The sequence below is a fragment of the Ferrimonas balearica genome, from assembly GCF_019802085.1.
GTDB lineage: Bacteria > Pseudomonadota > Gammaproteobacteria > Enterobacterales > Shewanellaceae > Ferrimonas > Ferrimonas balearica_B.
The window spans coordinates 293992-312417 of record NZ_JAHVHV010000004.1 but is presented as its reverse complement, the minus strand read 5'-3'; the positions used below and the strand labels follow the sequence as shown (position 1 = coordinate 312417).

The window sequence follows — 18426 nt, the reverse complement described above, 5'->3', positions numbered from 1 at the left end:
TTTGGATAGCCATGTACAAAGGGTTCTATGGGCTGAATTCCAGCCCCTTTTCCATCGCGCCCAACCCCGCTTTCCTGTTTCTCAGCGACCGTCATCGGGAGGCCCTGGCTCACCTGACCTACGGCCTTGGCGAGAACGGCGGCTTTGTGCTGCTGACCGGCGAGGTGGGCACCGGCAAAACCACGGTCTCCCGCAGCCTGCTCACTCAGCTGCCGGAGAACACGGACCTGGCCTTCATCCTCAACCCGGCGCTGACCGAGTCTGAGCTGCTGGCCACCCTCTGCGATGAGCTCAAGATCCGTTACCCGGAGGCGCCCACCCTCAAGCAGCTGACCGATCAGATCAGCGCCTTTTTGATGGACAACCATCAGAAGGGGCGTCGCACCCTGATGGTGATCGACGAAGCCCAGCACCTCAAACCCGAGGTGCTGGAGCAGCTTCGCCTGCTGACCAACCTGGAGACGGACACCCGCAAACTGCTGCAGGTGATCCTCATCGGTCAGCCGGAGCTGCAGGCCCTGCTGCGCCGCCAGGAGCTGCGCCAGTTGGCCCAACGGATCACCGCCCGCTACCACCTGCTGCCCTTGCAGGAGGATGAGGTGGCCGCCTACGTCAACCACCGTCTGCACGTGGCCGGTCGCAGCCAGCCTTTGTTCCAGCGCGGCGCCATCAAGGCGCTGCACCGCTACAGTGGTGGCGTGCCGCGCCTTATTAACCTGCTCAGCGAGCGGGCCCTGATGGGGGGCTACGGTGCTCAGAAGCCGATGATTGACGGCAGTGATATCGACGCCGCGGCGGTGGAGGTGCTGGACGTGGCGCCCAAACGGCGCCGCCGCTGGCCCGCCCTGGTGGCGTCGCTGGTCACCGCGGCCCTGGGCTTTGCCGGGGCGCGGGCCCTGGCGCCGTTGCCTGAAGCCGTGGCGGTGGAACCGGTGGCCGTGCCGACGGCGGATCTGACGCGCTTGATCCCCACCCAGGGGCGGGAGCTTAACGCCTTCCAGGCGCTGTTCCACCACTGGGGGGAGCCGGTGCCCGCCGAACTGCCCTGCCGCTTTGCCGAGCTGCGCGGCCTGGCCTGCGAAGCGGCCCGGGGGGACTGGGCCCAGCTGGTGGCCCTGGACCGCCCGGCGGTGATCGCCCTGACCGACGAAAACGGCGCCCCCTTCTACGGCGCCTTGCTGGCCCGCGAAGCGGACCGCCTGCTGGTGCAGCTGGGGGAACAACAGCTGTGGATGAGCCCCGACTGGGTGCGTCGCCACTACCTGGGCAACTACACCCTGCTGTGGCGCCCGCCCCAAAGCCTGCCCAACCTTATCGGCCCGGACAGCGCCACCGGTCAGCTGCAGTGGCTGGAGAACCGGCTGGCCCGGGTGCAGACCCGTGACGCTCGCCTGCTGAGCGGCTTCGACCGTCAGCTGGAGGCGGACCTGCGTGCCTTCCAGCGCCAGCAGGGGCTGGCCATCGACGGCCTGGCCGGCCGCCATACCCTGGAGCGGCTGAGCATGCTGGGCTCGGAAACGGGCCCCCGATTGACGGAGGTGCAGTAATGTCCCTGTTGCTTGATGCGGTAAAGCGCGCCCGCCACAGCGAAGCGGCACAGCACGATCCCGCCCTGGCCCCGGAGCTACCCACCCGGCGCAAGCCCGCGCGGCCCTGGATCTGGAGCCTGCCCCTGGTCACCCTCGCCGTGGGCGCTGCCGCCGGCTGGGCCAGCGTGGTGCTGACCGCGAACCCCAATGACACCGCCGCCGCACCGCCGGAGGCGCCCCCCTACACCCTGGCCGGGCGGGTGAACCTGCCCCTGCCCACCGCCGTGGTTTCGACCCCGGCCTCTGAGCGCGTGCCGCTGGATGACCTCCCCGTGGTGGTGGAGCGTCCGTCGGCCCCGGCGGACACCCCGGTGCGCCAGCCGGCTCCGGAGCCCCAGCCGCAACTGGCGGCTGCCAGCGAGCCGGTGGCGCAGGCGGATCCCGCCCTGCTGGCGGCGTTCGAGCAGGCCCTGGCGGAGATGGGCGACGACGTCCTGACACCCCAGCCGCGCCTGGCCCAGCCGGTGGAGTCGCCGCTCGACTTGCAGCCGGATCCCGGCGTCACCACGGTGCCCGCCGCCGAGGTGCCCAAACTGGGGCAGATGCCCTGGGCGTTCCAGAAGCGAGTGCCCGATGTGGCGATCACCGCCCACGTCTACGCCACCAACCCGGCGGATCGCTGGCTGCGGGCCAACGGCCGGGAGCTTCAGGAGGGGGACGAGGCGGCCCCGGGGCTGACGGTCAGTGAGATCCTGCCCAACGAGGTGGTGCTGGAGATGGACGGCGAACGCTTCCGGATCCCGGCCTTGGGCTCCATCTGACGATGCGAACAACGAAAAAGGGCGCCCCTGGGGGCGCCCTTTTTGATGGGATGGGCTAACGCCTCTGCAAGAGATAAAACGCCGCCACCGCGAACAGCATGCTGGGCAACATGGCCCCAAGGAAGGTGGGCAGGCCCATCACCAGGCTCATGGGGCCGAAGATCTCGTTGGCGATGTAGAAGGTGAAACCGGTGATCACCCCCAGCAACACCCGGGCACCCATGGTCACGGTGCGCAGCGGGCCGAAGATGAAGGAGAGGGCCAGCATCATCATCACCCCCACGGTGACCGGCTGGGCCACCTTGCGCCACAGGGCCAGCTCGTAGCGGGTGGTGTCCTGACGGTTGGCTTCCAGGTAATCCAGGTACTCCAAAAGCCCCTCGATGGAGAGGGCCTCCGGCTTGACCGTCACCACCTGCAGCTTGTCCGGGGTCAGGGTGGACTGCCAGCGCTCCTCGTCGCGCTGGGAGGTGCTGACCTGCTCGTCTTCCATGGTGGTCTCGGTCACCCCCAGCAGACGCCAGGCCTTGCCGTCGTAGTAGCCCTGCTCGGCGTGGGTCACCTCCCGCAGCAGGTTGTCGCCATCGAAGCGGTAGATGGTGACGTCCTTGAGGGTGCGGGCGTCCTGCACCTCGGTGATGTTGACGAACAGCTCCCCATCCTTGGCCCAGGTGCCGCTTTTGGAGCTGATCAGGCTCCCCCCGGAGGTCTTCTGGGCCCGCATCTCCCGGGCGGTCTGCTCAGAGACCGGCGCCAGGTACTCGCCAATCAGCATGGAGAGCAGCATCAGGGGGATGGCGGTTTTCATCACCGAAGTGGCGATGTTGAGCCGCGACAGCCCCGCTGCCTGCATCACCACCAGCTCGGAGCTGGAGGCCAGCATGCCCATGCCGATCAGCGCGCCGAGCATGGCGGCGATGGGGAAGAACATCTCGATGTCCCGGGGCACCAGGAAGAGCACGTAGAGGGCCACGTCCCAGGTGGTGAAATCGCCGCGGCCCACCAGGCGCAGCTGGTCAACGAACTTGATGAGGCCGGACAGGCCGGTGAGCACCAGCAGGCATAACGCCGAGGTGTTGATGATGGTGCGGGCGATGTAGAGATCGAGGATGCGGATCATGCCTTGGCCTCCTTGCTGCGACGGAAGCTCAACATTCGCATCCATTTACGCCAGGCCGGGCGGCCACGGCCAATGAGCACCATGCCGATCACCAGTGCGGCCAGGTGGATCCACCACAGCCCCAGGGCCGGGGGGATCGCCTCGTTCTCGATCGCCTTGCGTCCGGCCATCAGCAGGCCGAAGTAGCCCAGGTAGATCAGGATGGCGGGCATCAGTTTGGCGAACTTGCCCTGGCGGACGTTGACCCGGGACATGGGCACGGCGATGAGGATCAGCAGGGGCAGGGCGATGGGCACCGCCAGACGCCAGTGGATCTCGGCCCAGGCGTGAGGGCTGCCCTCGTCGAACAGCTGCTCCATGGAGTAGGCCGACAGTTTGCGCCGCTTGTGGGACGCCTCCTGGGACTTAATCTCCATCTCGTACTCGCCGAACTGCACCAGGTTGTACTCTTTCTGGTTGATGACGCCGCTGAAGCGGTTGCCGTCGGTCAACTGCAGGCGCTGGGAGCCGTCCGACCCCTCGACGATGCGGCCGCCCTCGGCCAGCACCAGGGCGGTCTCCTCTTCCGACTTGTCCCGGTCCGGCAGCTGGGCCACGAACACCGTATCCAGCTTGCCCTTGGACAGCCCCTCAACGTAGATCACCGCCTTGCCGTTGGCGGCACGCTGGAAACGGCCCTGCACCAGGGCGGCCAGGCCGGCTTCCGACTCCGCCCGCTCCAGCACCTGGTACTCGGTTTCCTTGGCCCAGGGGGCCACGTAGATGGCGGTCAGGCCGGCCAGCAGGGCCATGATAAAGGCCAGCACCAGGGTCACCCGGGTGACGTACCACTCGGAGACCCCCACCGCGTGCAGCACCGTCATCTCGCTGTCGGCGTACATCCGCCCGTGGGCCATCATGACGCCCAGGAACAGGGAGAGGGGGAGGATGAGGGAGAGCAGCTCCGGCATGTTCAACGCCAGCAGGGTGGCCACCAATTTGCCGGGAAACTGGCCTTCGGCCGCGTCGGCCAGAATTTTCACAAACTGCTGACTGATGAAGATGGTCACCAGGACGGCAAGCACGGCGATCTGCGCCCGAAATGCTTCTCTCAGCAGGTACCTAAAAATGATCAAGGCCGGTGTCCGCTTAGTAAACTTGTAATTTCTCTGGAAACAGCTTGTTTTTTAAGTAAACTAGTTACTTTTGATACTTTTTGAACAGTCCCAGGGCCCTTGTGAGCCGAGAAAAGTAGGAAAATCCTACTATTCTGAGAGTTCAACGGCTGCCTCTCGAGGCGGCCCAAGCGTCAACAAAGGGATCATTATCTAACAATAAAAAGGCAATGTCTTTAAGAACCGGGAGACGCCATGGAGTTCAGTGTAAAAAGCGGCAGTCCAGAAAAGCAACGCAGTGCGTGCATTGTCGTGGGAGTCTTTGAGCCGCGCCGTTTGTCCGCAGTCGGTGAACAGTTGGATAAGATCAGTGACGGCTACATCAGCAACCTGCTGCGTCGCGGCGATCTGGAGGGCAAGCCCGGCCAGGTCCTGCTGCTGCACCATGTACCCAACGTGCTGTCCGAGCGCGTGCTGCTGGTGGGCTGTGGCAAGGAGCGTGAGCTGGACGAGCGCCAGTACAAGCAGATCATCGCCAAAACCATCAGCACCCTGAACGAAACCGGCTCCATGGAAGCGGTCTGCTTCCTGACCGAGCTGCACGTTAAGGGTCGCGATACTTACTGGAAGGTGCGCCAGGCGGTGGAGACCACCGAGTCCAGCCTCTACACCTTCGACGTGATGAAGAGCAAGAAGGACGAGACCCGTCGTCCCCTGCGCAAGATGGTGTTCAACGTGCCCACCCGCCGTGAACTGACCGTCGGCGAGAAGGCGATCAACCACGGCCTGGGCGTGGCCGCCGGCACCAAGCTGTGCCGCGACGTCGCCAACATGCCGCCCAACGTCTGCAACCCCGCCTACCTGGCCAGCCAGGGCCGGCAGATGGCGGAGAAGTACGAGAAACTCTCCGTCCAGGTGGTGGGCGAAGAGGAGATGGCGGATCTGGGCATGCACGCCTACCTGGCGGTGGGCCGCGGCTCCGAGAACGAGTCCATGATGACCGTTCTCAAGTACCAGGGCGCCCCGGACTCCGAGCAGAAGCCCATCGTGCTGGTGGGTAAGGGCCTGACCTTCGACTCCGGCGGCATCAGCCTGAAGCCCGGCGAAGGGATGGACGAGATGAAGTACGACATGGGCGGCGCCGCCGGTGTCGTGGGCACCATGAAGGCCCTGTGTGAGCTGGACCTGCCCATCAACGTGGTGGCGATCCTGGCCGGCTGTGAAAACATGCCCGATGGCAAGGCCTACCGCCCCGGTGACATCCTCACCTCCATGTCCGGCCAGACCATCGAGGTGCTCAACACCGACGCCGAAGGCCGCCTGGTGCTGTGCGATGCCCTGACCTACGTCGAGCGTTTCGATCCGGAACTGGTGATCGACACCGCCACCCTGACCGGTGCCTGCGTCATCGCCCTGGGTAAGCACGCTTCCGGGCTGCTCTCCAACCACAACGCCCTGGCCCACGAGCTGCAAAACGCCGGTGACGCCTCTGGCGACCGCTGCTGGCGCCTGCCCCTGTGGGACGACTACCAGGAGCAGATCGAGAGCCCCTTCGCCGACATGGCCAACATCGGTGGCCGTCCGGCGGGCACCATCACCGCCGGGGCCTTCCTGTCCCGCTTCACCAAGAAGTACCACTGGGCTCACCTGGACGTGGCCGGTACCGCTTGGAACAGCGGCAAGGATAAGGGTTCCACCGGTCGTCCGGTGCCGATCCTGACCCAGTTCCTGCTCGCCCGAGCCGGGGTGATGGATCAGGAGTAACGGCCGAGGAGTAACGCCGTTACAATGCAAGGCGGAGCGCAAGCTCCGCCTTTTGATTTTGGTATGGGGAACCGCATGGCCAACGCCCTTTTCTACGTCTTGACCGCCGACACCGCCGGTCCCGCTGCGCTGGCCTGCCAGGCCGCCGCCCGGGCCTACCGCAAGGGTCAGCGGGTCTACCTGCACTGCGCCAGCCAGGCCGACGCCGAGGCCCTGGATGAGCAGCTGTGGCAGTTCGAGCCGGACAGCTTCATTCCCCATAACCTGGTGGGGGAGGGCCCCCGCGGCGGTGCCCCGGTGGAGATCGGCTGGGACACGGCCCAGGCGTCGTCGCCGACAAATCGTCCGTTGTTGATCAACCTCGCCCCCGAGGTGCCGAATTTTGCGGTACAATTCGCCCACATCATCGATTTTGTCCCGGCTGACGAGCAGGCCAAGGCGCAGGCGCGAAGACGATTCGCCCACTACCGCCATCTGGGGGTGACCCTCACCACCCAGGATCTCGCCCGTCAGCCGTTTTGAGTTTTTCACGAGTCAAAGACCCCATGGATAAGACCTACAACCCCCAGTCGATTGAGCAGCGCCACTACCAGCGCTGGGAAGAGGCGGGCTACTTCAAGCCCCACGGTGACACCAGCCAAGATCCCTACTGCATCATGATCCCGCCGCCGAACGTCACCGGCAGCCTGCACATGGGTCACGCCTTCCAGGACACCATCATGGACACCCTGATCCGCTACCAGCGGATGCAGGGCAAGAACACCCTGTGGCAGGTGGGCACCGACCACGCCGGCATCGCCACCCAGATGGTGGTGGAGCGCAAGCTGGCGGCCGAGAACATCACCCGCCAGGACCTGGGCCGCGAAACCTTCATCGACAAGGTGTGGGAGTGGAAGGAAGAGTCCGGCGGCACCATCACCCAGCAGCTGCGCCGCATGGGCGCCTCCGTGGACTGGGACCGTGAGCGCTTCACCATGGATCCGGGCATGTCCGCCGCGGTGCAGGAGGTGTTCGTTCGCCTCTACAAAGAGGATCTCATCTACCGCGGCAAGCGCCTGGTGAACTGGGACCCGAAACTGCACACCGCGATCTCCGATCTCGAGGTGGAGAACAAGGACAAGAAGGGCCACATGTGGCACTTCCGCTACCCGCTGGCGGATGGCGTGAAAACCGCCGACGGCAAAGACTACATCGTGGTGGCCACCACCCGTCCGGAAACCATGCTGGGCGACACCGGCGTGGCGGTGAACCCGGAAGACCCGCGCTACAAAGATTTGATTGGCAAGGAGCTGATCCTGCCCATCGTGGACCGTCGCATTCCGATTGTCGGCGACGAGCACGCCGATATGGAGAAGGGCACCGGTTGTGTGAAGATCACCCCGGCCCACGACTTCAACGATTACGAGGTGGGTAAGCGTCACGCCCTGCCGATGATCAACGTGTTGACCTTCAATGCCGAGATCCGCGCCGAAGCCGAGGTGCTGGACACCAACGGCGAGGCCTCCGACGTCTACGCCGCCGCGCTGCCGGCCAAGTACGCTGGGATGGATCGCTTCGCCGCCCGCAAGGCGATCGTCGCCGAGTTCGATGAGCTGGGCCTGCTGGATGAGATCAAAGATCACGACCTGACCGTGCCCTACGGCGACCGCGGTGGCGTGGTGATCGAGCCCATGCTGACCGACCAGTGGTACGTGCGTGTGGCCCCCATGGCCAAGACCGCCACCGAAGCGGTGGAGAACGGCGACATCCAGTTCGTGCCCAAGCAGTACGAAAACATGTACTTCGCCTGGATGCGCGACATCCAGGACTGGTGCATTTCCCGTCAGCTGTGGTGGGGACACCGCATCCCGGCTTGGTACGACGAGTCCGGCAAGGTCTACGTTGGCAACACCGAAGCCGAAGTGCGTGCCGCCCACGGCCTTGGCGCCGACGTGGTGTTGCGCCAGGACGACGACGTGCTGGACACCTGGTTCTCCTCCGCCCTGTGGACCTTCGCCACCCTGGGCTGGCCGGAAGACACCGACGCGCTCAAGACCTTCCACCCCACCGACGTGCTGGTGACCGGTTTTGACATCATCTTCTTCTGGGTGGCCCGGATGATCATGATGACCATGCACTTCATCAAGGATGAGAACGGCAAGCCCCAGGTGCCGTTCAAGACCGTCTACGTGACGGGCCTTATCCGTGATGAGCAGGGCGACAAGATGTCCAAGTCCAAGGGCAACGTGCTGGACCCGCTGGATATGATCGACGGGATTGACCTCGAGAATCTGGTGGAAAAGCGAACTGGCAATATGATGCAGCCCCAGCTGGCCGCCAAGATTGAGAAGAGCACCCGCAAGCAGTTCCCGGAGGGCATCGCCGCCCACGGCACCGATGCGCTGCGCTTCACCCTGGCAGCCATGGCCTCCACCGGCCGTGACATCAACTGGGACATGAACCGTCTCGAGGGCTACCGCAACTTCGCCAACAAGCTGTGGAACGCCAGCCGCTACGTGCTGATGAACACCGAAGGGGAAGATTGCGGCAAGGACGGCGGCGAGATGGAGCTGAGCCTGGCGGATCGCTGGGTGCTGGCCCAGTACAACGACACCGTCAAGCACATCCGCGAAGCGATGGACACCTACCGCTTCGACATCGCCGCCAACATCGCCTACGAGTTCACCTGGAACCAGTTCTGCGACTGGTACCTGGAGCTGACCAAGCCGGTGCTGCAAAACGGCACCGAGGCCCAGCAGCGTGGCACCCGCCACACCCTGCTGACCGTGCTGGAGTCCCTGCTGCGCCTGATGCACCCGCTGATGCCCTACATCAGCGAGGAGATCTGGCAGACCGTGGCCCCCATGGTGGGCAAGGGCGGCGACACCATCATGCTGACCGCCTACCCGCAGTTCGATGAAGCCCTGGTGAACGAAGACGCCAAGGCGGATCTCGAGTGGGTGAAGCAGTTCATCGTTGCCGTGCGTAATGTCCGGGGTGAGCTCAACGTGGCCCCCTCCAAGCCGCTGAACGTGCTGCTGAAAAACGCCTCCGAGCAGGACCTGGCCCGAGTCGAAGCCAACCGCATCATGCTCAACAAGCTGGCTAATCTTGAGGCCATCTCTGAGCTGTCCGGCGACGCGCCCATGTCCACCACTCAGCTGATCGGTGAGATGGAGCTGCTGATCCCCATGGCGGGTCTGATCGACGTGGAAGCCGAACTGGCCCGCATCGACAAGCAGATCGCCAAGCTGGCCGGCGACGCCGAGCGGGTGGAGAAGAAGCTCTCCAACCAGGGCTTCCTGGCCAAGGCCCCCGAGGCTGTAGTGGCCAAGGAGCAGGCCAAGCTGGATGATGCCAAGCGCGACATCGCCAAGCTGGAAGAGCAGAAAGAGCAGCTCAAGTCGCTGTAATTGGACGTTCAGCCGTTAAGGAAAAGGCCACCCCACGGGGTGGCCTTTTTTGTGGGCCGAGGCACAGAGCTTCGCGGCCGCAGTCAGTACCGAAAGCCCCTCACTCTGCCCCTTTGGGTCGGAGTGCCCGCCCCAGGGCTTTGAACAGGCCCCAGATCGCCGCAGCGATAACAAACCAGAACTTCTTCAAAATCATCAGAATGGCGGCGAACACGCCAGTCTTGGCCAGCGCCTTACCGGCGATCAGCCCGCCGATGCCGTAGGCCGCGACGTTATCGAGGTCAGGATCAAAATCGGCGTAGCGGTTGTTGGGGGTGAAGTTGGCCAGGGCGAGGACGCCGGGGATCTCGCTTTGCAATTGGGCAAGCTGGTCCATAGTGGCGATAAAGCCCATCTGCAAGAACCCCTCCCGGCCCAGAATCCGAATGTCGTAGTTCAATGTACGCCCCTCACTGCGGGCAAATTGCAGTTCCTTGGCCCAATGCAGTTTGCGAGACTCGGCGTCGTAGTAGGGGCGGGTGGCCCAGCCGATCAGCTCCATCGCGTCGTAACCCTGCTCAACCCGAAGTTGGCTGCTTTGCGCGGTTTCCTCTTTCATCTGCACCAGCAACTCGTCGTAATCGATGCTGGCGGCGTCATCGTCTTTTACGTGTCCGTCGTGTACGTAATACAAGGTGGCCGCCCAACTGGCGTCTTCCAGTGGGTCGAGATCCGCGGGCATCAACAGGCCCAGGGTCTCGCTACCGGTGCCGGGCACGTTGCCCCAGATCTCGACCAGGATGGCTTCGGCATCGTCCGGGCTGAAGTAGTAGTACTGCTCCGGCACCTCCAGCTGCACCCGGCCCTGGGCGATCTGGACAGAACCTTGCTGGGGCGACAGCGGCGCGAGGGTGGTTCGGATGTGCTGGATATTGGCGATCTCTTCGGCGCTCAATTGAGGCTGAGCGAGGGCGTCTTCCAGCTGTTGCTCCAACACGGGCCAGGGGTTGGCCGCCAGGTTGAACGAGACGGTGCACAGCAGCACCGAGATCCACTTGGTCATGATTATCCTCCTTGATAACTCGGCTTAACTTGCCGCTATCGATATGACTTATCAATAAAAAAAGCGCCCCGAAGGGCGCTAAGACATGGTTGGAACCTGTTGTTGTTTAGCGGCGTCGGCCCAGGGCACCGGCCAGCAGGAGCAGGGCGAACCAGCCCAGGCTGCCGCCACTGTCGCTGTCACCGCCGCTGGGCGGGGTGACCGTGGCTTCGGCGGCCAGGTTGAGGGTGGCCACCACCGGCAGACTGGTGCCGGATTCGGTGGTCACCACCAGGGCGATCTCCGCCACCTGGTCGCTGGACAGGCTGGGCACCTCGACGCTCAAGGTCATGGTGTCGCTGCCACTGAGGGTCAGGGTGGGGCCGGAGAGCTGCTCCCACTGGTAGCTCAGGGTCTCCCCTTCGCCGCCCTGGCTGCCATCGGCGCTCAGCTCGACGCTGGCGGGGCTTTGCACCTCGAGGGTCAGCTCGGCCTCGCCGTTGATCATCGCCATGGGGCGGCCGGCGACCATCACGGTCTCGGCGATCGCGGTCAGCACCTTGCCCTCAGCGGTGTCCACCTCGTGGCTCAGGCTCAGGGCCAGCTCACTGTCGTTGACCACCGCCTCGGTGCTCACCTCCAGCACCAGGGACTGGCTTTCGCCACCGGCGGCCTGGACCAGGGTCCAGCTCACCTGGCTGCCGTCCACCTCGCCGCCCTCGGCGCTGTGCACGCTGAACCCTTCCGGCAGGGCCGTAGAGAGGCTGTAGGTGCGATCCGCAGCGCCTTGGTTGGCCATCAGTTCGATGCTGTAGCTCAGCACCTCACCGGCCTTGGCCTCGGTACGGTCCACCGACAGGCTGACGTCGTCGGCGCCGCGATGCAGTTCAAACTGCACCAGGCCCACGTTGTCCGGCAGGTCCGGATGGGTGCCCAGGGTGAAGGCGCCGTAGTAGACGTCCCCCTCTTCCATCGGCTGGTCCCAGTGCAGGTCCACGGCGAAGGTTTCGTTGGGCTCCACGCTGTCCGGGGCGGTCACGCTGAAGTTGCCCTCGGCCTTGTCCACCTTGCCGATGGCCACGGTGTGGCTGTCCCAGGCATCGGGCGCGGTGCCGGCAAAGTTGTGCACCACCACCAGGTAGCTGCCGGGCTGCGGGTTGTCGATGACGCAGGACTCCTGGCTGTCGACGCGGCCGCTGATGCAGCTGGCGTAGAACAGCTCGATGTAGGAGGCCTTCCCGTCCAGGTCGGTGTCGCGAACGATGTAGAGATCCAGGTCCGGGGCGTCGGCCTCGGTGATCCAGGCGGACAGCAGCCGGGTGTCGGCGTTGGTGCTGATGGGCACCGCGTGGTAGTTGTCCTCGCCGATATTGGAGTCGGTGGGGTTCTCATCGCCCAGCAGTTCGGCCTGGTGCATCCCCACCTTGGTGATGCCGTAGGGGGTCAGCTGCAGGTTGTCGCTGCCGATGGTGACGAAACCGTCCATGCGGTAGCTGTCGGCGTCCCGATGGGCGGTGATCACCGGGCCACGGCTGTCCGGGTCCGGCACCGGGGCGCTGCCGCCGGTGAAGTTGATCGCCGCGGTCAGGTGCTGCATCGGCAGGCCGCTGCTGCTGAGCTGTACCCGGCCGAACACCCAGTCGGAGGCCAGCGCGTCGTTGGCGGTGGCGGTCAGGGTCAGCTCCTGGGACTCGCCGGCGCTCAGGCTGAAGCTGGCGGGGGAGACCGCCATGTCGAAGCCCTCGGTCTGGTAGTCCATCGCCGTGGTCCAGCTGCCGTCCTCGGTGGCGGTCACGGTGCGGGTCCAGCTGCAGGAGACCACGCAGTCCACGGCCACCAGGGAGGGCAGGTTGAGATCCGCCGGATCGCCGCCCTCGGCCGGATCGGCCGCCAGGTACTCGGCTTCGCTGATGTCCATCAGCAGGCCGGCCTGCACCGCCTCGGCCACCCGGATGCTGCCGGTACCGGCATCGAAGGGGGTGGAGCGGGTTTTGACGCCGTCGTAGTCGTCATCGGTGTAGGTGACGGAGTTGGCGGTGCTCATCAGGGCCGACTGCACCTGGGCCGGGGTCCAGTCCGGGCGCAGGGCGGTCATCAGGGCCAGGGCACCGGCCACATGAGGGCTGGCCATGGAGGTGCCGCTCATGAAGGTGTACTCCGGCGGAGTGGTCTCCACGAAGGGCCACTCGGTGGTGTGGGCCGCCATGATGTCCACGCCGGGAGCCGCCAGGTCCGGGGCCAGGCTGGTGGGGAAGGGGTAGTTGGGGCCACGGGAGGTGAAGTCCCCGGCGACATCACCCAGCTCCGGATCCCGCACCATCTCGGCCGCCTCGATGGTGGCCTGGTGGCCCTCACCGCTGGCCAGCCAGGTCAGCAGGGCTTCGCCGTCGGTGGCGTTGAGCTGAATGGCGGGCAGGGCGTGCAGGTCGGGCTCGACGTTCTCGGCACCGCCGGCCACGTTGACCAGCACCAGGCCTCCGGCACCGCCGGCCAGCACGTTGGCGCCCTTCTCCACCCGGGCGATGTCGCCGCGACGACACACCACGATCTCACCGTCGAAGGTGTTCTCGGCGAAGGGGCTGTTGCAGTTGCCGTCACCGAAGGCGTTGGCGTCGACGATGGCACCGGTGTAGCCCTGGGTGGCGCCCTTGCCGTCCAGGGCGGACAGGGTGGTGTCACCGCCGGTGAAGCCGGTCAGCTGCTTGACGGTGTAGGAGCGGTCGTGGGTGTAGGCCGCCACTGTGGTGATCCAGGGGGAGTTGCCGGGAGCGCCCACGGTTTCCGGGCCCGGGCCGCTGTTGCCCGCGGAGGTGGCCACATGGATGCCGGCCACACGGGCGTTCAAAAAGGCCAGGGAGTCGGTGGCCTGCCAGGGGCTGTCGGCGCCGCCGCCCACGGAGTAGTTGATGACGTCCACGCCGTTCTCGATGGCGTGCTCCAGGGCCAGGATGGTCAGATCCGGGAAACAGCCCCCTTCGGAGCCGGCCGGCAGACAGACCTGGTAGGAGACGATGTTGGCCCGCGGGGCCACGCCGCTGATGGCGGGCATGCGGAACTGGGCCAGATCGCCGATGACGTTGTAGATCGGCAGGTCGGTCAGCGGGTTACCGGCGGCGGTGGAGGCCACGTGGGTGCCGTGACCCTGCATGTCCCAGCCGGTCTCGATGATCTCGGGGCGCTCGAAGCCCTCCACCGGTACCGCCGGGTACCAGGTGCGGATCTCCGGGTAGCTCACCACGCCGATGAGCTTGTCGTTACAGATCCAGTCGTGCTCCAGGCAGTCACCCAGGTAGACGCCGTCTCCCAGGGGGTTCTCGTGCATGTAGCCGTCGCTGGCCAGCGCGGTAAAGGAGGGGTGATCGGCGTCGATGCCGGTATCGATGATGCCGACAACCACGCCTTCGCCCTTGCTCGGCAGGTCGCTGCCCAGGCCGGCCCAGATGCGGTCGGCGCCGATGAACTCCGGGCCGGCATCGGTGTGCAGCTGGTGCAGGGTGACCTTATCCACCAGGGCGACGTCCTTGTGGCCGGCCAACAGGGCGGCCTCGGCGTCGCTCAGGCGCACGGTGGCGGCGTTGAGCACGGTGCCGTACTCGTTTTCAAACTCCAGGGCGCGGCCCAGGGTGTGGTTCAGCTGCTGGCGGACGCTGGCGCGGTCCTGGGCCAGACGAGCCAGGTATTGCTGGCTGGCGGGGGCCTTCACATTAAGGCGGCCACCCACCTGATTCATGGATTGGATCCCCACGCTCTGCAGGGATTGGGCGGCCACGGCCAGGGGCTCGCCTTTGAAATGGATAAAGTAGAGATCGCTGATGTCCCGCTGTTGGGCCTTCAGGGCCACGGCGGGCAGTACCGGCTCCGGTCGAGCCTGGTAGGGGAGGGCGCTGTCACCGGCCGTCACCGCCGCGGAGGCGACCAGGGAGGCCAAAAGGGTGAGTCTGAACACAACGTGACTCCTTCTCGTTATGTAGAAAGAAAAAGGGGGTGCCGGTAGAGGGATTAACCAGGGTGTATCCGGCACCCCTTGGTAAGCGCCTTACTTACGGCGACGCAGCATCAGCCAGGCCAGCAGCGGCAGGCCGAAGCCCAGGCTGCCACTGTCGTCTTCCGGCTGGGCTTCCACCGCCACGCTCATGGTGGCACTGACCTCGTTCACGCCGTCGCTGGCGGTCACGGTGGCGCTGAAGTTCCCCGCTTCCTCGGCGGTGCCGGAGATCATCAGGGTCTCGGCGCTGAACATCAGCCCCTCGGGCAGGCCGGTGACGGACAGGGTCACCATGTCACCCTCGGCGTCGCTGAAGATCCCCGCCAGGGACAGCTCCACCATGTCGCCTTCCATCACGCTGATGCTCGGCAGGGCGCCGTGCTGCACCGGGGCGATGTCGTTGGCGTTGAGGATGTCGATGGTCACGTCCACGCCGGGGGTCATGGAGTTGCCTTGACGGGTCTGCACCACCAGGGTCAGGGACTTGAGGTTCTCGTAGTCCAGGGCCTCAGGGTTGTTGACCGTCAGGGTGCCGTCCTTGGCCAGGGCGATGGGGGTGCCCGGGATGGCGTTGCCCAGCTGGAATTCGAAGGGGCTCCAGTCCTCTTCGTCGTAGCTGCCCAGGGCGAAGAAGCCGTAGCTGTCGGCCTCGAGCTTGCCGATGACGGTGCCCGCTTCGCTGTTCTCCATCACGTTGAAGTGCTGGTCCTCTTTAACGCTGGCCACCAGACCCATGGTGGGCTGGGACTCGGCCCACATCGCCATGTCGCTGTTGAGGCTCATCAGCAGGAAGTCGGACGGGGTGCAGCCGTCACCGGGGCCAATGCCCACGCCGCCGCACATGCCGTCCTTCTGGGCGTAGAGCATGGCGCTCTCCCCGGGGGCCAGCTCCATCATCTCGGTCCACTCGTTGCCTTCTACGCCCTCGGCGTCGAGGCTGTTGAGCTTCACTTCGCCGGTGCCGTAGGTGATCTGCTCAACCTCTTGGCCGGTGAACCAGTCGAAGTAGGTGGAGACAACTTCACGGCCGTACTTCACCGGGTTGAAGCGAACGATGGGGTCGCCGAAGTAGGGGAAGGTGTCGCGGTCGGTGGCGACGATGAAGCCCAGGTTGCGGTCGAAGTCCTCAACGCTGTCCACCTCGTGGTGGAACATCTCCTCCAGACAGAACTGGGCCACCACGTTGCTGCTGCCGGGGGTAAAGTAGGCGGGCAGCTTTGAGGTGGTGTAGCGACCGCTGGGGTTGCTCCAGTCGTACTCCTTGTTGAGATCGATGATGGTGGTGATGGGCTGGCCGTCCAGGTCCAGGGTGACCCAGCCGTAGCCGATCCACTCTTCGTCCATCAGGTAGGGGCTGTAGCTGACGCCCTTGTCCATCTCGTACATCTCCACCACTTCCGGGGTGTAGAGCTCGAAGTAGAACAGCACGTCGCCAATCTTATCCATGTGGTTGGAGACGGCGATGTCCATGGGGGCGTGCATGGTGGCACCCAGCATCATCTTCTTGCCACTGGTGCACTGAGGGGCGTCGAACACACCACCGGCCACGTGCTTGAGCAGGTTGTTGGTGTCTTCCTTGCCCTCGGGGCGGATTTTGGCGGAGTGCAGGATGGGCAGGGCCGCTACATTGAGGGTCTGATCACCGGTGTTGGTGAACGACTGCTTGCGCCCCTCGGTGTAGTCGGCCCAGGCCAAAGGGTGGTCGCTTTCGAAGTACTCCTCAAAGGTTTCGAAGTTGCGACGGATGTCGGCCTTGGCGCGGGGGAAGACGGACCAGCCCACGCTCAGGGTCGGCTGCTCGTCGGCGTCCAGCATCAGGTAGCCGTTAAGCTCCATCTTCTCCCAGTTCTCGAGACCGAAGTCGCCGGTCTTGGTCAGCGCCCAGGCCGGCAGGCTGGCGCTGTCGATCTCCAGGATCACCGGGACGGTGAGGGTGGCGTTGGCCGGTACGGTAACCGACTCGGGGAAGGTCCACTGGATGGCGGCATTGCCATCACGGCCTTCGTTGGCCGCAACACTCAGGGTGTAGGTCTGGGCTTCGTCGGAGTAGTTGCGCAGGGAGATCTCTTTGACCAGACGCGCGGTGCCGTTCACCTCCTGGTGACCGAACTTGAGGTGCGGCTGGTAGCTGTCCTTCTCCCAGGCGGCCACCGGAGAGGCCAGGGCGCCGTCGAGGTTCTCCACACCACCGCCAATCTGGGTGACGGAGGCGTTCTGACCGCTGTCGCCGCGCTGCACCATGTGGTTGGCTGTGTTGGTCAGCAGGGCCTTGACCTCCAGGTTGGAGAGGCCGGGGCGGGCGCTTTTGAGGATGGCGGCGGCCGCGGCAACGCGGGCCACGGAGAGATCCGGGTGGCTCAGCATCTCGGTGCCGTCACCGCTGCCCACGGTGGCCACGCTGATGTCGGAGGCGTAGCTGACCAGGTCAGGCTTGATGGTCTGGGTGCCACGCACCGGGCCGTGCGGGGTCCAGGGGGCGGTGGTGAAGGCGCCTTCACCGGCGGCTTCCACGCCACCGACCGCCAGGGAGTCGTCGGCAGCGGCCATCCAGGCCACGTTGTACTTGGAGGGGAACTCACCAAAGCTGCCGGCGGTGGTCACCACCAGCACGCCCTTGGAGGAGGCGGCTTTGACCATCTCGATGTCCAGCACCAGCGCCGAGCCCTGGGCGTCGCGGGGATCGTTGTAGGCGGCGAAGTGCGCACCGTAGATGTTGTGATCCACCATGATGATGTCGGCGCCCGCTTCCACAGCGTGTTCCATGGCGGCGGCCATGGAGGTGCGGGAGGGCAGGGACATCTGCAGGCCGGAACCCCAGGGGTCGGACACGCCAGCCATCTTGTAGGCCATCAGCTCGGCACCCGGGGCCAGGCCGTGCACCACGGAGGCCAGGGCGGTACCGCGACCGGTGGGGAACACCCAACCGCTCCAGTGCTCGTACGGGTCGGCGTTATCGATGGGGTTGAGATCCTCCCCCCAACCGGCTTCGGAGGAGAAGTCGTGGCCGGAGACCACCACTTCGGTGGGGAAGCCGTCGAACTCGGTCATGGCGTTGGCGGTGGCGCTTTCGAAGCTCTCGGCGCTGCCGTCGCCGCCCAGGCCAACGTGGGTGTAGTCGATGCCGGTGGAGAGGATGGCCACCTTGATGCCGGCGCCGGCGGCCTCATCGGCACTCAGGGCCGGGGCTTCGGAGCTGAAGGCCTTAACCGCGGTGTCCAGGTTCTGGCTGCGGGCCATCAGCTGGGCGTTGGCCTGGGGCTCGAAACGGGGCTGGTAGGCGTAGATCCCGCTCACCTCGGGGTGCACTTCCAGTGCCTTGGCGGCCTCGGCGGAGAGGCGCAGGTGCATGGAGTTGGTCAGCTTCATGCTGCTGGCCATCACTTGCACCGCCCCGTCCAGGGTACGGGCGTGGGCCAGCAGGCGGTCCTGGGCGGCCTGGGCCTGAGTCAGGCTGCCACCGGCGTGCCAGGCGCCCTTGGTGCGCAGTACGACGACGTACTGGTCCAGCTGTTGCTGCTGCTCGGCGGACACCTGCTGCAACTTGGCGTCGGTTTGCGGAGAGGCCATCACCGCCGCGGGGGCGATGGCCAGGCTGACACAGAGTGCCAGGCGGGTGAGGTTAAAGCGGTTCTGATTCATCCCTTGGTTCCTTATCGGGTTTGCTTCCGTTGGCGCTATTGTTGTTATGGGCGCGCCTTTG

At 65.3% G+C, this 18426-nt stretch carries 10 protein-coding genes; 5 read left to right on the top strand and 5 right to left on the bottom strand.

What is annotated here, in order from left to right:
* Nucleotides 1–11 precede the first annotated feature (11 nt).
* Nucleotides 12–1547, top strand: coding sequence for an ExeA family protein (locus KUV81_RS16465; protein ID WP_222544984.1), 1536 nt, complete (start codon nucleotides 12–14; stop codon nucleotides 1545–1547).
* A complete protein-coding gene (locus KUV81_RS16460) occupies nucleotides 1547–2350 on the top strand; it encodes a general secretion pathway protein GspB (RefSeq protein ID WP_222544983.1) in 804 nt (267 codons plus the stop codon). The genes KUV81_RS16465 and KUV81_RS16460 overlap by 1 nt, the downstream gene beginning before the upstream one ends.
* A 55-nt stretch (nucleotides 2351–2405) precedes the next feature.
* Here the strand turns inward: KUV81_RS16460 and lptG are convergent, their stop codons facing one another.
* Nucleotides 2406–3467, bottom strand: coding sequence for an LPS export ABC transporter permease LptG (gene lptG / locus KUV81_RS16455; RefSeq protein ID WP_222545039.1), 1062 nt, complete (start codon nucleotides 3465–3467; stop codon nucleotides 2406–2408).
* Complete coding sequence (gene lptF / locus KUV81_RS16450; RefSeq protein WP_222544982.1) at nucleotides 3467–4585, bottom strand: LPS export ABC transporter permease LptF; 1119 nt, start codon at nucleotides 4583–4585, stop codon at nucleotides 3467–3469. Before lptF ends, lptG begins: the two co-directional genes overlap by 1 nt.
* A gap of 234 nt (nucleotides 4586–4819) precedes the next feature.
* On the opposite strand from lptF, the gene pepA reads away from it, so the two are divergent.
* The 3 genes from pepA to KUV81_RS16435 all read left to right on the top strand — a co-directional run bounded on the left by pepA (nucleotide 4820) and on the right by KUV81_RS16435 (nucleotide 9720).
* Nucleotides 4820–6328 (top strand): leucyl aminopeptidase, encoded by a 1509-nt coding sequence (gene pepA, locus KUV81_RS16445; RefSeq protein ID WP_222544981.1) that lies wholly within the window; start codon nucleotides 4820–4822, stop codon nucleotides 6326–6328.
* A gap of 75 nt (nucleotides 6329–6403) precedes the next feature.
* Nucleotides 6404–6850: a DNA polymerase III subunit chi gene (locus KUV81_RS16440; RefSeq protein ID WP_222544980.1), complete on the top strand. Its 447-nt coding sequence runs from the start codon at nucleotides 6404–6406 to the stop codon at nucleotides 6848–6850.
* Between the two features lie 23 nt (nucleotides 6851–6873).
* Nucleotides 6874–9720 (top strand): valine--tRNA ligase, encoded by a 2847-nt coding sequence (locus tag KUV81_RS16435; protein ID WP_222544979.1) that lies wholly within the window; start codon nucleotides 6874–6876, stop codon nucleotides 9718–9720.
* 100 nt (nucleotides 9721–9820) lie between these two features.
* On the opposite strand, the gene KUV81_RS16430 is transcribed toward KUV81_RS16435, so the two are convergent.
* The 3 genes from KUV81_RS16430 to KUV81_RS16420 form a co-directional block, all read right to left on the bottom strand.
* Nucleotides 9821–10762 carry a DUF2167 domain-containing protein gene (locus tag KUV81_RS16430; protein WP_222544978.1) on the bottom strand — a complete coding sequence of 314 codons (942 nt, stop codon included), beginning with the start codon at nucleotides 10760–10762 and terminating at the stop codon, nucleotides 9821–9823.
* Nucleotides 10763–10868: 106 nt separating this feature from the next.
* Complete coding sequence (locus tag KUV81_RS16425; RefSeq protein WP_222544977.1) at nucleotides 10869–14687, bottom strand: S8 family serine peptidase; 3819 nt, start codon at nucleotides 14685–14687, stop codon at nucleotides 10869–10871.
* Between the two features lie 90 nt (nucleotides 14688–14777).
* Nucleotides 14778–18365: a S8 family serine peptidase gene (locus KUV81_RS16420; protein WP_222544976.1), complete on the bottom strand. Its 3588-nt coding sequence runs from the start codon at nucleotides 18363–18365 to the stop codon at nucleotides 14778–14780.
* Nucleotides 18366–18426: the final 61 nt, after the last annotated feature.

Coding starts and splice junctions, on each gene's coding strand:
- KUV81_RS16440 (WP_222544980.1), top strand. CDS start 6,404: ATGGCCAACGCCCTTTTCTACGTCTTGACCGCCGACACCGCCGGTCCC.
- KUV81_RS16460 (WP_222544983.1), top strand. CDS start 1,547: ATGTCCCTGTTGCTTGATGCGGTAAAGCGCGCCCGCCACAGCGAAGCG.
- KUV81_RS16430 (WP_222544978.1), bottom strand. CDS start 10,762: ATGACCAAGTGGATCTCGGTGCTGCTGTGCACCGTCTCGTTCAACCTG.
- pepA (WP_222544981.1), top strand. CDS start 4,820: ATGGAGTTCAGTGTAAAAAGCGGCAGTCCAGAAAAGCAACGCAGTGCG.
- KUV81_RS16435 (WP_222544979.1), top strand. CDS start 6,874: ATGGATAAGACCTACAACCCCCAGTCGATTGAGCAGCGCCACTACCAG.
- KUV81_RS16465 (WP_222544984.1), top strand. CDS start 12: ATGTACAAAGGGTTCTATGGGCTGAATTCCAGCCCCTTTTCCATCGCG.
- KUV81_RS16420 (WP_222544976.1), bottom strand. CDS start 18,365: ATGAATCAGAACCGCTTTAACCTCACCCGCCTGGCACTCTGTGTCAGC.